The 12,569-nt window shown below is 62.2% G+C and carries 12 protein-coding genes; 4 read left to right on the top strand and 8 right to left on the bottom strand.

The genetic code is table 11. From position 1 onward, the window contains the following. Nucleotides 1-24: 24 nt before the first annotated feature. The 8 genes from LJ737_RS11260 to LJ737_RS11295 all read right to left on the bottom strand — a co-directional run bounded on the left by LJ737_RS11260 (nt 25) and on the right by LJ737_RS11295 (nt 9,341). Nucleotides 25-504 (bottom strand): hypothetical protein, encoded by a 480-nt coding sequence (locus tag LJ737_RS11260; protein WP_227765677.1) that lies wholly within the window; start codon nt 502-504, stop codon nt 25-27. Nucleotides 505-630: 126 nt separating this feature from the next. Beyond that, nucleotides 631-1,428 carry a hypothetical protein gene (locus tag LJ737_RS11265; RefSeq protein WP_227765679.1) on the bottom strand — a complete coding sequence of 266 codons (798 nt, stop codon included), beginning with the start codon at nt 1,426-1,428 and terminating at the stop codon, nt 631-633. A 117-nt stretch (nt 1,429-1,545) separates the two neighbouring features. Beyond that, complete coding sequence (locus LJ737_RS11270) at nt 1,546-2,379, bottom strand: phosphosulfolactate synthase (protein ID WP_227765682.1); 834 nt, start codon at nt 2,377-2,379, stop codon at nt 1,546-1,548. Nucleotides 2,380-2,518: 139 nt separating this feature from the next. After that, a complete protein-coding gene (locus LJ737_RS11275; protein ID WP_227765684.1) occupies nt 2,519-3,916 on the bottom strand; it encodes a tetratricopeptide repeat protein in 1,398 nt (465 codons plus the stop codon). Between the two features lie 86 nt (nt 3,917-4,002). Continuing rightward, the gene (locus LJ737_RS11280; RefSeq protein ID WP_227765686.1) at nt 4,003-5,016 is read right to left on the bottom strand and encodes an NAD-dependent epimerase/dehydratase family protein; all 1,014 of its coding nucleotides are present in this window, start codon (nt 5,014-5,016) and stop codon (nt 4,003-4,005) included. A 91-nt stretch (nt 5,017-5,107) separates the two neighbouring features. After that, nucleotides 5,108-5,863 (bottom strand): tyrosine-protein phosphatase, encoded by a 756-nt coding sequence (locus LJ737_RS11285; RefSeq protein ID WP_227765688.1) that lies wholly within the window; start codon nt 5,861-5,863, stop codon nt 5,108-5,110. A 12-nt stretch (nt 5,864-5,875) separates the two neighbouring features. Beyond that, nucleotides 5,876-8,368, bottom strand: coding sequence for a GumC family protein (locus LJ737_RS11290; protein WP_227765690.1), 2,493 nt, complete (start codon nt 8,366-8,368; stop codon nt 5,876-5,878). Nucleotides 8,369-8,411: 43 nt separating this feature from the next. After that, nucleotides 8,412-9,341, bottom strand: coding sequence for a polysaccharide biosynthesis/export family protein (locus LJ737_RS11295; RefSeq protein ID WP_227765691.1), 930 nt, complete (start codon nt 9,339-9,341; stop codon nt 8,412-8,414). Nucleotides 9,342-9,577: 236 nt separating this feature from the next. On the opposite strand from LJ737_RS11295, the gene LJ737_RS11300 reads away from it, so the two are divergent. The 4 genes from LJ737_RS11300 to hpf all read left to right on the top strand — a co-directional run bounded on the left by LJ737_RS11300 (nt 9,578) and on the right by hpf (nt 12,488). Further along, nucleotides 9,578-10,717, top strand: coding sequence for an acyl-CoA dehydrogenase (locus LJ737_RS11300; RefSeq protein WP_227765693.1), 1,140 nt, complete (start codon nt 9,578-9,580; stop codon nt 10,715-10,717). Between the two features lie 192 nt (nt 10,718-10,909). Next, nucleotides 10,910-11,101 (top strand): 30S ribosomal protein S21, encoded by a 192-nt coding sequence (gene rpsU, locus LJ737_RS11305; RefSeq protein ID WP_227765694.1) that lies wholly within the window; start codon nt 10,910-10,912, stop codon nt 11,099-11,101. 162 nt (nt 11,102-11,263) lie between these two features. Continuing rightward, complete coding sequence (locus tag LJ737_RS11310; protein ID WP_227765697.1) at nt 11,264-12,151, top strand: tyrosine-type recombinase/integrase; 888 nt, start codon at nt 11,264-11,266, stop codon at nt 12,149-12,151. A gap of 37 nt (nt 12,152-12,188) precedes the next feature. Beyond that, on the top strand, nt 12,189-12,488 hold the full coding sequence (hpf, locus tag LJ737_RS11315) for a ribosome hibernation-promoting factor, HPF/YfiA family (protein WP_227765699.1): 300 nt from the start codon (nt 12,189-12,191) through the stop codon (nt 12,486-12,488). The last annotated feature ends 81 nt before the right edge of the window (nt 12,489-12,569 follow it).

Below are 12,569 nucleotides of genomic sequence, written 5' to 3' on the forward strand. Positions count from 1 at the left end.
CGGACGCAATAGGTACAGCGGGACTTACTCGGCAGCGGCCAGCAATTCCACCCCGCCGCGCAAGTCCATCAGAAAGCAGCGGACCTGCAGCGGGTACTGCGGACGGGCCTCGCTCCAGGCGCGGATTTTATCGGCCAGCCGCTGGGCGTACTGGTTGTGCAGGGCGTACTCGGCCGCGTGGTCGTGGACCGAGTCGCCGAAAGCGCCTTCGTCGCCCAGAAACACCCGGTAGGCGCCACAATTGCGGTGCTCCAGGATGTACACGTCGCGCACGTCGTGCAGCTGGCAGGCCACTTCCAGGTGCTCGAACAGGGCTTGGTCCCAGTGCTCATTGTGCGCCGCGCCCAAGGCCGCTCCGGCCAAGATGAACTGGTCGTAGCGGTTGGTGAGGTTGTCGTGTTCCATGAAGTGCACGATGTCGTCGAGCAGGCGCAAGTCCATGCAGCTCAGCAGCAACACGTTGCCGCGGGCCGGCGGGTACGTAGGGTAATGACGATGAGGCATGGCGCAAAGGTAGCAGCAGCGGCCTTGTATGGCAGCCCGTTGCCGCGGCCATGGCTACCGCGCAGCTTTTCTCGCAACTCCACTGCCGGGCTCCGCCCAAAGCTCACCCGGCCGCGGTGTGTTCTGCTACTGCTTAAGCAGCATCACCCGGACGCCCGGTGCGTTGCACAGCTCCAGGCAATACCGGCCGGGCGGCAGTGCGGTGGCCGGTACCTGGCTTTGGACCGAACTGATCTGGCCTTGCCCCACCACGCGGCCGAGCTGGTCGAGCAGGCGGTAAGGGCCCTGGTAGCTGGGTTGCACGCGCCAGGCCGTCGTGGCCGGGTTCGGGTAGGCTTCCAGCGCCACGCGGCGGGCCGGCGCCGCTGCCGCCAGCGGCAGGCCTTGCGAAGCGCCGTAGTAATTCACGCGGCGGTTGCCGCTGCTGCGTGATTCTACCTGCACCCACCAGTACCGCCACGCACCGGCTACCGCCATGCGCACCACGACAAAGCCCGGCACGCCGTCGCGGAAAAACCCGCGGCCGCCGGTCCCGCCGTTGCCGGTGACTTCGTAATCGACGTAACCGGTGCTGCCCCAGCGGATGCCGTTGCGGATCAGCTGCCCGGCCTGAAATCGTTTCGCGCTGTCAAACTCCACCGAATCGGTGGCCAGTTCCACCGCCGCGTTTCGGGTACTCACCGTGAATGTGCGCAGCGTGGGTGCGCCCGCGCCCGCGGCGGCAGTGTACACGTTGGAGAATCCCACATCCGCTGTGCCGTCGCCATTCAAATCCAACGGGAACGTTTCGGTAAACGAGGTGGACCCGTAAATCGGTGACTGCCAGTTTATGGGCGTGGTCGGCGCACCGGCGGGCTGCACCGTTTGGCCGACGGCTATTTCCGCCACCAGCAACAGGGCGGGAGTCAAGTACCAGTGGTTCATAGCAATGGCGGTAGGCTGCACTGAAGGTAGAGCATTTTCGCCCGGCTTGGTTCCGAAAGCACGCAAGCCCTGACCGGAACGACCAGGGCTTGCGTGCTTTCGGGGTCAGCGTGCTTGTTAGCCGCGCGGCATCGAGGTACCCGGCTTGGCGCCCGGCTTCTCAGTAGGCTTGAACATGGGGTCGACCGCGTCCATGTCGAGGAAGTGCGAGAACGTGTCGCCGCGCAAACCCAGGCGGATGGTTTCGAGCGAAATAACCTCGTTCGGGGCGATGTTGCCCAGGTTTACGTTGGCGCCGAGCATCTTGATAAACCACACCTGCTGGGCTTTCTGCGGGGCTTCCCAAAGGATTTTCTCGAAGGGAATCTGGGTCAGGATTTCTTCCACCAAACCCGAGCGCACTTCGCCCGTGGAGCGGAACAAGCCCACGTTGCCGGCTTCGCGGGCCTCGCCGATAACCTTGATGGCGCCGGCTTCCAGCTCGGTGCGCATCTGGGCAATCCACTTGTAGGGCGGAATAATCTTCTCCGCGTCCTTGGAGCCCACTTCCGACAGCACCTTCACGTCCTGGGACAGGGTGCGGATAAACTCCAGTTTCCGGTCGTGGTCCAGCTCGATGGAGCCGTCCGACACCTCGGCGTACTCCATGCCGTATTGGTCGAGCAGGCGGCGGTAGTCGTCGAACTGGTTGCGGATGATGAAAGCTTCGAACAAGGTGCCGCCGAAGTACACCGGAATGCCCGCGGCCTTGTAGGCGTCGAGCTTGCGCTGCAGGTTGCTGGTCACGTACGACGTGGCCCAGCCCAGCTTCACGATGTCGGTGTAGTCGGCCCCAACTTCCAGGAAGTCCTCGACTTCGCGCACGCTCAGGCCCTTGTCCATAACCATGGTAAAGCCTTGTTCGCGCGGTTTCTGGGTGCGTTCGGGGATTTGCGAGAGGGTGTAGTTCATCTGATGAAGGTGGTCAAATGGGGCAAACGGCGGCGGGGCAGTACCTGCAGCAGCGGCAAAAAAAGAGTGGCCGCCGGGCGCCGAAGCCCCGACAGCCACTGCTGTTTTCAGTCCGTTAACAAGGCAGCCATTCAGCCATTTACTTCCGGTATTGCTCGATCAAGCGGGTGAGGGCGCGCTGCTGCTCCAGCTCCGGAAAGAACTCGAAGAGCAGGCGGTGCTTGTCGAAGTCCAAAAGTAGGGCATTTTCGAGTACCTCGTACGCCTGGCGGTAGCGGCCGGCGGCCAACTGGTAGGCGCAGAGGCGGTAGAGCAACTCCGCGTCTTCGGGCAGCAGCTCGGTGGCCGTCTTCATCAGGTCGATGGCCGCGTCGTAGTTGCCCTGCTCGTAGAGGATGGCGCTCCAGTTGATCCAGCCCTCGGGCATGTCGGGCTGCACCTCGGTGGCTTTTTCGTAGGCTTCCAGCGCCGACACGATATTACCTACTTGGTACTCGGCCCCGGCCAGGGCCACCCAGTACTCTCCGCTTTCGGCGTAGAGGCTCACGGCCTTGCGGTAGTAGTGAATGGCCTGAAACCAGTGCTCCTGCGCGTCCAGAATCACGCCGATGCCAAACCAGGCCTCGTCCATTTCCGGGTCGAGGTCCAGGGCCTTCTGGTAGTGGCGGCGCGAGAGGTCCCACTGGCGCAGCTTCTCGTAGCACTCCCCGATGTTGCAGAGGGCCTCGGCCGTCGGCTCGCCCTCGGGGTAGCTGAGCTGAAACTCGTCGATGGCGCGCTGGTACTCCTCCATGCTCACAAAGCAGCTGGCCAGGTAGGCGTGCGCCTCGTAGAATTTCGGGTCGATGACGATGGCGTAGTCGAAGGCCTGGGCGGCGTTGCCATACTGCACGGCCTTGTAGTAGGCCTGCCCGAGGTTGTACCAAGCAATGGTCGAGTACGGGTCCTCGTCGGTGAAGCGGCGGAAAAACTCCAGGTTGCTATCCAGGCGGCCCGACACTTCCAAGCAGTACAGCAGCTCCTGCACGGCCGCGTCGTTGTCGGGGTTGAGCTTGAGGCTCTGCTTGTAGTTGCGGGCGGCGCTCTTAAACTTCTGCCACTGCTGGTAGGCTAGGCCGAGGTTGAAGTAGATGTCGTCGCGGTCGGGGGCGCGCTCCACACCCTGCTGGAAGTAGGCTACGGCCGCCGGGTAGTCGCCCTGCTGCGTCGAAACGATGCCGCGGGTTACGGCCACGTCGGCATTATCCGGGTCGCGCTCGGCCACCTCGTCGATTTGCTTGAGCGCCTCGGGGTATTGCCCGCGCATGGCCAGCACCTGGGCCCGGTCGATCAGCAGCTCGGTGCTGAAGGGGTACTGGGCCACGGCCGCCTCGCAGGCCTGCAAGGCTTTGTCAAATTGCGCGGATTGGGTATAGTGGTCGATAATGCTTTCAAAATCGGCCAGATCAAAAAACGCCGGTTCGCCGTCAGCCAGCATGCGCTCAAAACGCTGCACCGTGGCCAACACCTCATCCCGTTCCTCAGACTGTTCGTTCATTCTCAATATAATCAGCAACGGCCGCGGCAGCCAGGGCCGACGCGTCCTTCCTCTGTACGGCGCCGCCCGCTTTTTGTGGACGGCCCCTAGGGTACTACAACCCCGCGCACCGGTTCGGAGTTCGGCCCGGCGGCCAGGGCCGAGCAAGCCCAGCGGATGGTTTCCTCAATTGGGCGGAAGCGCAGGCCGGTAGCCCGCTGCACCTTCTCGGCTTGGTACACCACGGGACGCCGCCCGGCGCGGGCGGTGTCCTTGGTGATGAGCGGCCGGGAGCCGCTGACCAGGCTGCGCAGGTGCTCCAGCCGCCAAATGGCTTCGGCGGCCCAATCGGGCACCTGCACCGTCGGGGGCTTCTTGCCGAAACAGGCCGCAGCCTGCCGGAAAAACTCCCCCAGCGGCAGCGCGCCGGCGCTCAGAATGTACCGCTCGCCCGTCCCAGCAAGGTCCAAGGTCAGCCGCAGCATGGCCTCCACCACGTCGCGTACATCTACAAAATTAACCTTTCCCGGCGTGTAAAACGAATGCTGCTGGTGGGCGTAGCGAAATAGCCGCGTGCTGCTCCGCTCCCAGTCGGTGGCGCCCAGGATTACCGAGGGATTCACAATGACCGCTGACAGCCCTTCAGCCATGCCGCGCCACACCTCCGTCTCGCCCAAGTACTTGCTGGTGGCGTAGTGCCCGTGGGCCGCGCCCAGGTCCCACTTGGCGTTTTCGTCCAGCTCGGGCCCGGTGGCCGTTTCGGGCAGCCCGCCCAGCGCCGCTACCGACGACACGTAGCACAGCCGCACGCCCGGCCGGGCCAGGCAAGCATCCACCACGACGGCGGTGCCTTCCACGTTCACCTGCCGCAGCAGCTCGGCGTCCTGCGGGGCGTAGGAAACGAGGCCGGCGCAGTGAAACACGTGCGTGACGCCGGCCAGGGCCTCGCGCAGCACGCCGGAGTCGCGCAGGTCGCCTTCCACCCATTCCACCCGCTCGTGGCCGGGCACGTGCCGGGGCACGGCTTGGCGGTACAGCGCCCGCACGCTCAGCCCCCGGGCCAGCAGGGCCGGAATCAGGTAAGAACCCACAAGGCCGCTGCCGCCGGTAACGAAGATCATGGCAGGAATAGGTAAACTGGCAACTGGTTAACAGGCTAGGCGTGCGGGCATCGGCACGATTGGCGGGTCAACCAGGTCGCCATTTGACAATTTACAGCTCCGCGTTGCGCAGCGGCAACTGCAACAGTTTGGGCAGGTACTCGCTGCTGAGCACGCGGTCGAGCGAGGACATGTGCTTGAGGTTGTGCGCGTCGGTACCCGCGAAGTCGACCAGGCCGGCGTCGATGAGCTTCTCGGCCACGCGCTTGGCGCCGCTGGAATAGTAGCCCACCAAGGAATTGAGGTTGACTTGCAGCAGGGCGCCGTTTTCGCGGATTTTTTCCAGCTCCGGGAAGCGGCCGTAGAGGTAGGTGTAGCGCTCCGGATGGGCCAGCACCGGCTGGTAGCCCGCGGCCTTCAGCCCAAACACCGCTTCCTGCAGGTTAAACGGCTCGTTGATGTACGACGTCTCGAAGAGCAGGTAGCGCTTGTCGCCACCGAAGCTGAGCAGCTCCTCCCCCGTTTCCAGCCGCCGCATGAAGAACTCGTCGAGGTAGTACTCGGCCGCGCAGTGCAGCTCCACATCGATGCCGGCCGCCGTGGCGGCGTGCTGCAGCTGAGCCAACGCGCCGCGCACGCCCTCGGGCGTGTTGCGGTAAAAGTCGCCCATGATGTGGGGCGTCATCACCAGCTTGCGGTAGCCCAGCGTCTGCATCAGCCGCAGCAGTTCCAGCGACTGTTCCACGGTTTCGGCCCCGTCGTCGAGGCCCGGCAGCAGGTGGGAGTGCATATCGGTGCCCAGCCCGGCCAGCGAAGCCGGCACTACGGCCGCACTCCGACCGAAAAGCTTTTGGAAAAAGGAAGCCATAGAGGCGGCAACTTACGAAAAGCGGCGGCGCAGACGCGCCAGCAGCCCCGTAGGTGCTTTGGTTTCCTCGTAGTAGCCGTAGCCGGTGCCGTAGCCGTACCCGTAGCCGTAGCCATATCCGTAGCCGTAGCCATACATGCCACCGGCCTGGGCGTCGTTGAGGATGGTGGTCAGCTTGCCGAAGCCGCTGCCGCGCACCAGCTTGTTGATGTTCTTGAGGAAGGCCTTCTTGGAATAGCCGGCGCGCACGATGTAAATCGGCACGTCCACCTTGCGCATGATGAGCACGCCGTCGGTTACCAGACCCACCGGCGGGGTGTCAATGATAATGACGTCGTAGGTACGCTTAAGCTCTTCCAGCATCTGGTCGAACTGCGGATGTAGAATCAGTTCCGAGGGGTTAGGCGGGGTCGGACCGGCCGAAATAAAGTCCAGCGACGGAATGCTGGTGCGCTGAATGCACTCCTGCACCGTGTGCCGGTCAATCAGGATGGTGCTGACGCCCTTGGTATTTTCCGCGTCGAAGGCCAAGTTCACCTTCGGCTTGCGCATGTCCAGGTCGATGATGATGACGCGCTGCTCGGAGAGGGCAATGATACCGCCCAGGTTGACGGCCACGAAAGTTTTGCCCTCACCCGAAATGGTCGACGTCACCGAAATCAGGCGCTTCTGCCGGGAGTTGGCCACGAACTCCAGGTTGGTTCGAATGGAGCGAATGGCTTCGGATATGGCTGATTTGGGGTTTTTATCCACAATCAGCTTCGACACGGACAGCTTTTCCTTGTCGTAGGACGGCACCACGCCCAGCACCGGCGCCACGGTGTTGCGCTCCAGTTCGCGGATGCTCGTCACGGTGTTGTGCAGCAGGTAACGCCCGGCCACCAAGCCCAGGCCCAACACGGCACCAATGGCCAAGCCGATGGCGTACACCATCATCTTCTGCGGGGAAATCGGCACGCCCGGCAGGCTGGCCGGCGACAGAATCTGCAGGTCGGCAATGGTACCGGCTTTCTGAATACCGAAGTCGACTTTTTTCTGCATCAACAGCATGTAAGAGCTGACGTACAGCTCCACCGGTCGGCGCAGGCGGGCCAGTTCGGTTTCCTTACCAGGCAAAGCCTGCAACTCGCCGGCCAATTGCTGCTGCTGCCGGGTCAACGCATTCAGTTCGTCGTTGGTGAGCTTCAGCGTTTGCTGCAGCAAGCGGCGGATGCTGCGCTTGGTAAACGCCAGTTGGTTTTGGCGAATCTGCACGGCCGTGGTGGTGGGCTGGTACGACTGCAGCACCTGCCGCAACTCGCGCTGCTGCTCGTTGAGCACGCCCAGCTGCTGGCTGATTTGCGGGTCCTGCAGCACGGCCAGCCCCGGAATGCTTTCTTCCACGGTCAGGTCGTCGCTGTTCACCAAGCGTTCCTGTTCCACTACCCGAGCCAAGTCCTGCAGCACGCCCTGGCGCCGCTGGATTTCCTCCCGCTTCTTGGCCAGCTCCTGCATCTGGGTGGTAATGGTGCCCAGGTCGCCCTTGGCATCGTAGGTGCGGTTGCGCTTGACGGCGGCCTGCAGGGCGTCTTCGGCTTTTTGCAGCGAATCCCGGTTGCCGTTGAGCTGGCTGTCCAAGAACGACATGGACTGCTGGGTGCTCTGGGAATTGCGGGCCAGCTTTACGTCCAGGTACACCGAGTCAATCTTGTTGACGATGTCGCGCGCTTTGGCCGGGGTGTAGTCGGTAAAGGCAATGCCGATGGTGTTGGCGTCCGGGTTGATGATGCTGACCACCAGGTTTTGCGCCAGGTAGCTGTTGATGGCTTCCGGCGTATTGATAACAAAGAAGTACTTGGTATCCGGCGTCTGCTCGTTGAAGAAGCGGGTGCGCGTCAAGGTGAGGGTAAAGCCCGGCGTGGTGACGGGTTCCCCGAAACGGTACTCCTTGCCCTGCTCCGCCTGGCCCTGGGCGTAGCTCAACCGGAACCGGTCCTGATCGAGCACTTCCACGTTGAATTTCTGCCCAAACTGCACCGGCTCCAGCACCTTGTAGTCCACCCGAAACGGCGCCGTGCGGTACAGCTCCGTCTCCAGCACCGTGCCCTCGGTGTAGTAATTCACGTCGAGTTCCAGAGAGTCGCGCAACCGACTGTATATCAGATCCGACTGGATTAACTCTACTTCCCCCGACAGCTTGCTGATGCCTTGTTGGCCGGCTTGGGCGCCGGCGGCCAGCAGGCCCAGGTCCCCGGCCTGCTGCTTCTCGTCAATCTTGATGGTGGAGGACGAGCGGTACAGCGGTTTGGTGTAGCGCAAATAGCTCCAGCTGGCGGCCAAGCCAATCAGCACCAGCAAAATCATCCACGGCAGACTGCGCCGCGTCACCGATAGCAGTAGCGGCAGGTCGAACCCTCCCCCTACCGACTCATCGTCGGCCTCGGCTGCGGGCGCCGCCGGCGCCGCGCCGCCACTGGTGGCGTTTCGGATGAGTTCTTCCAGTTCGGCGTTTTCGTTAACGGCCATCTAGGTCAGGTATGCGATGCAAAGAGAAAGACTTCCGAACTACTCAGTTTGAGTTATACCGGATGATGGTGATGATCAGGGCGGCGGTATTGAGCACCAAGCCCGCCAAGCCCAGTACGGGCGCCGCGTCGTTGAGCGAGTCGTAGAACGGACGCCGCACCGGTTCGATGTATACGATGTCGTTGGGTTCCATTTGCAGGTTGGCCCGACGCATGCCGGCAATGGTCGTCAGGTCGACGATTTCCACCTGCGGATTCTTCAGGTCGCCGCGGATGATGCGCACGTTGGACACGTTACCCCCCGAGCGGTACAGGGAGCCCGCCCCGCCGGCGGCGCCGTCGACGCCCCCGGCCGCGGCCAGTACTTCCAGCAGGTTCATGTTATCGTTGACCAGCGGCACAATTTTGCCGCCGGGCGAGCCGAGCACCACCACCCGGTTGTTGGTGACGCGGGTGGTCACAAACACGCCCTTGTAAAATTCGCTGTAGCGCACCTGCAGCAGGCTGTCGGCCTGCATCAGCGTCAGGCCCTGCACGCGCACGCGGTTGACCAGCGGCAGCTTCACGTAGCCGTCGGTCTGTACCAGGAATTCCGATTCCCCGGCCGCCGACGAGCTGGTGCCCGCGCCACCGCCCTGCCCGCCCACGTTGCTTAGCGTCCGGCTACCGTTGGCGCCGGTGGAGAGCAAGCCCGCCGGATTACCGAAACGGAGCTCCCCGTTCGGGTCGATAATTCGCTCACCGCTATTGGTATACACCCGCACGGCCAGTAAATCGTTGTTCTGGATGGTATAGTTCCGATTGGCCCGGTTGACGGCCCGCCGCACCTTGGCCGTATCCATCTGACCCTCCGCGTTCATTTTGAACATAACCCGCTGGTTGTAAATCTTCTTGGAGCAGGAAGAAAGACCCAGTACGACGAGTAAGCACGGCAGCCAGAGCTGGCGCAGGCAACGGAAAGCAGGTAGATGCATGCAGGCTTAGATGAGCCGAAGAAAGAGGGAAACGGACCGCAACTGTGTACGAGCCGGAAAGGTCAGAACGCTTAAAAAACCTTCAAAGTAACTCAATCCGTGGGCGCTTTCAAAATTGGGGCCGCCCGGGCAGTGGCTGGCAGCCGCCAAAATGCGTACCTTAGCCCGACCCAAACGAGCGTTTGTTTTTCTCGTTCTGCTCTTCCCATCATTCCCACCAACCCCTTTTTACTGCCATGGAACTGGTAGCTACTGAAAATCAGACGATGATTGCCCAGATGGTGCGCGACTTCGGCGCGGCCCACATCAAGCCCCGCATGCGGGAATGGGACGACACCCAGGAATTTCCAGTGGAGGTGTTCCACAAGCTCGGTGAACTGGGGCTGATGGGCGTGCTGGTGCCCACCGAGTACGGCGGCGCCGGCTTCGGCTACGTGGAGTACGTGACGGCCATTGCCGAGCTGTCGAAAATTGACCCGAGCATCGGCCTCTCGATGGCGGCGCACAACTCGCTGTGCACCGGCCACATACTGCAGCACGCTTCCGAGGAGCAAAAAGCCAAGTACCTGCCCAAACTCGCCTCGGGCGAGTGGATCGGCGCCTGGGGCCTGACCGAGCCCAACACCGGCTCCGACGCGGGCAACATGCGCACCACCGCCGTGCTCGACGGTGACCATTACGTGCTCAACGGTGCGAAGAACTTCATCACCCACGGCAAGTCGGGCAACGTGGCCGTGGTCATTGCCCGCACCGGCGAAGTGGGCGACTCGCACGGCATGACGGCTTTCATCATCGAGCGCGGCACGCCGGGCTTCGAAGCCGGCCGCAAGGAGGACAAGCTGGGCATGCGCGCCTCGGAAACCACCGAGCTGATCTTCACCGATTGCCGCGTGCCCAAGGAAAACGTCATCGGCAAAGTAGGCGACGGGTTCGTGCAGGCGCTGAAGGTGCTCGACGGCGGCCGCATCAGCATTGCCGCGTTGTCGCTGGGTATTGCCCAGGGCGCCTTCGAGGCCGCGCTGCAGTATTCCAAAGAGCGGCAGCAGTTCAACCAGCCCATCAGCAACTTCCAGGGCATCAGCTTCAAGCTGGCCGACATGGCCACCGAAATCGAAGCCGCCTCGCTGCTGACCTACCGCGCCGCCGACCTCAAGGACCAGGGCCAGAACGTGAACCGCGAATCGGCCATGGCCAAGCTCTACGCCTCGGAAGTGTGCGTGCGCGTGGCCAACGAGGGCGTGCAGATCTTCGGTGGCTACGGCTACACCAAAGATTACCCGGCCGAGAAGTTCTACCGCGACTCCAAGCTGTGCACCATCGGCGAGGGCACGTCCGAGATTCAGAAGCTCGTTATTGCCCGCACCATTCTGAAGTAAGCCCGACGGCTTATTCGGAGCGTTATTCCGCACCGGGCTGGCCGGAAAATCCCGGCCGCCCGGTCGCGTACGCCATTTGGGGCAGGCTGCCAAGCGGTTGCAACGAAAAAAACGGCACAAGCCGTGCATTCGTCAAAATCTCTGGCTATCTTTGCGGCCCTCAAAACTCAGAAACTCCACGCTTTCTTTTTTATGCTCATCGTCCAAATCAAGGAAAACGAGTCGGTTGACCGCGCGCTGAAACGTTTCAAAAAGAAATTCGAGCGCACGGGCGTGCTGAAAGAGCTGCGCCGCCGCACGTTCTTCCAGAAGCCTTCGGTTACGAAGCGCAAGCAGAAGATCAAGGCTGCCTACAAGCAGACGATGTACGGCCAGCAGGACTAATTCTGCGGCTAGGAGCCAGCGAGCCTCGCGCTCAGCCGGCTAACAGATTCACGACCAGCCAGCCCATTTCTTGTGGGCTGGCTGGTCGTTTTTTTATGTTTTGATTCTCGGCGGGGTTTCCTACATTGTCCGTCCACCCGCCGCCGCCGCGGCTTCCCTCGCATGGAAGCTTTCATCGATTACCTGCGCTTCGAGCGCCGCTACTCCCCCCACACCATTCTCTCCTACGAGACGGATCTGCGGCAATTCGCGGACTACCTGCTGGCAGCCTACGAAATCAGCAACCCGGCCGAAGCCGACCACACACTGATCCGCTCGTGGATAGTGACCTTGATGGAGCAGCAGCGCGACCCGCGCACCGTGAACCGCAAGATTGCCTGCCTGCGCTCCTACTACAAGTTTCTGCTGCACACGGGCGCCGTCGCGCGCAACCCCATGCTGCGCATCACCTCGCCCAAGACCAGCAAGAAGCTGCCCGACTTCGTGCCCGAGGAGCCGCTGAACCACTTGCTCGACTCGTTTGCGTTTACCGACGACTTCGCCGGGGTGCGCGACCAGCTGATGCTGGAAATGCTCTACGGCACGGGCATCCGCCTCGCGGAGCTTATCGGCATCGGGCAGCAGGACGTGAGCCTGCCGGGCCGCACGGTGCGCGTGACGGGCAAGGGCAACAAGCAGCGCATTGTGCCGCTGAACCCCTCGCTTATTGCCGTGCTCGACAATTATATGCAGCGGAAAGCCAAGGAGTTCGGCGCCGCTGGCAACGCCGCAGCGCCCCTGCTCGTTACGGATAAAGGTAAGCCGCTTTATCCGCAGCTGGTGTACCGCACCGTCAAGCACTACCTCGGGCAGATTACCTCGGCGCCCGGGCAGCAGCACCCCCACGTGCTGCGCCACTCCTTCGCCACGCATTTGCTGGGCAAGGGCGCCGATCTGAACGCCATCAAGGAGCTGCTGGGCCACGCGAATCTGGCGGCTACCCAGGTGTACACGCACCTGAGCATCGACAAACTGAAAGCAGTGTTTGAAAAGGCCCACCCAAAAGCCTAACGTTCCTTTTTTGTCTTACTCCTAACCCCCACGACCGATGAAAGTACAGATGCAATCGGTGCACTTCACCGCCGATCAAAAGTTGCTCGACTTCATCCAGAAGCGCCTTGATAAGCTGGAAACTTTTTATGACCGCGTGACGGAAGGCGAAGTAATCATGCGCCTGAACAACAACGACGGCATTAACAATAAAACCGTAGAAATCAAGCTCTTCGTACCCGGTACCACGCTCTTCAGCCAGGAAGACGCCGGCAGCTTCGAAGCCGCGGCCGATGCGGCGGCCGAGCAGCTGAAAAAGCAGCTCATCCGCCACAAGGAAAAGCAGGTGGCCCACTGAACCGCGTCGGCTACCGGATAAAACAACGGCGCCCGTTCCAGCTGGAACGGGCGCCGTTTTGCGTAGTCGCGCGGGCCGAAG

The sequence above is a fragment of the Hymenobacter sp. 15J16-1T3B genome, from assembly GCF_020711235.1.
Classification (GTDB): Bacteria; Bacteroidota; Bacteroidia; order Cytophagales; family Hymenobacteraceae; genus Solirubrum.

What these genes read in the sequence shown, in the direction of transcription:
- LJ737_RS11260 (WP_227765677.1), bottom strand. Translation starts at nt 504, where the DNA reads ATGCCTCATCGTCATTACCCTACGTACCCGCCGGCCCGCGGCAACGTG.
- LJ737_RS11265 (WP_227765679.1), bottom strand. Translation starts at nt 1,428, where the DNA reads ATGAACCACTGGTACTTGACTCCCGCCCTGTTGCTGGTGGCGGAAATA.
- LJ737_RS11270 (WP_227765682.1), bottom strand. Translation starts at nt 2,379, where the DNA reads ATGAACTACACCCTCTCGCAAATCCCCGAACGCACCCAGAAACCGCGC.
- LJ737_RS11275 (WP_227765684.1), bottom strand. Translation starts at nt 3,916, where the DNA reads ATGAACGAACAGTCTGAGGAACGGGATGAGGTGTTGGCCACGGTGCAG.
- LJ737_RS11280 (WP_227765686.1), bottom strand. Translation starts at nt 5,016, where the DNA reads ATGATCTTCGTTACCGGCGGCAGCGGCCTTGTGGGTTCTTACCTGATT.
- LJ737_RS11285 (WP_227765688.1), bottom strand. Translation starts at nt 5,863, where the DNA reads ATGGCTTCCTTTTTCCAAAAGCTTTTCGGTCGGAGTGCGGCCGTAGTG.
- LJ737_RS11290 (WP_227765690.1), bottom strand. Translation starts at nt 8,368, where the DNA reads ATGGCCGTTAACGAAAACGCCGAACTGGAAGAACTCATCCGAAACGCC.
- LJ737_RS11295 (WP_227765691.1), bottom strand. Translation starts at nt 9,341, where the DNA reads ATGCATCTACCTGCTTTCCGTTGCCTGCGCCAGCTCTGGCTGCCGTGC.
- LJ737_RS11300 (WP_227765693.1), top strand. Translation starts at nt 9,578, where the DNA reads ATGGAACTGGTAGCTACTGAAAATCAGACGATGATTGCCCAGATGGTG.
- rpsU (WP_227765694.1), top strand. Translation starts at nt 10,910, where the DNA reads ATGCTCATCGTCCAAATCAAGGAAAACGAGTCGGTTGACCGCGCGCTG.
- LJ737_RS11310 (WP_227765697.1), top strand. Translation starts at nt 11,264, where the DNA reads ATGGAAGCTTTCATCGATTACCTGCGCTTCGAGCGCCGCTACTCCCCC.
- hpf (WP_227765699.1), top strand. Translation starts at nt 12,189, where the DNA reads ATGAAAGTACAGATGCAATCGGTGCACTTCACCGCCGATCAAAAGTTG.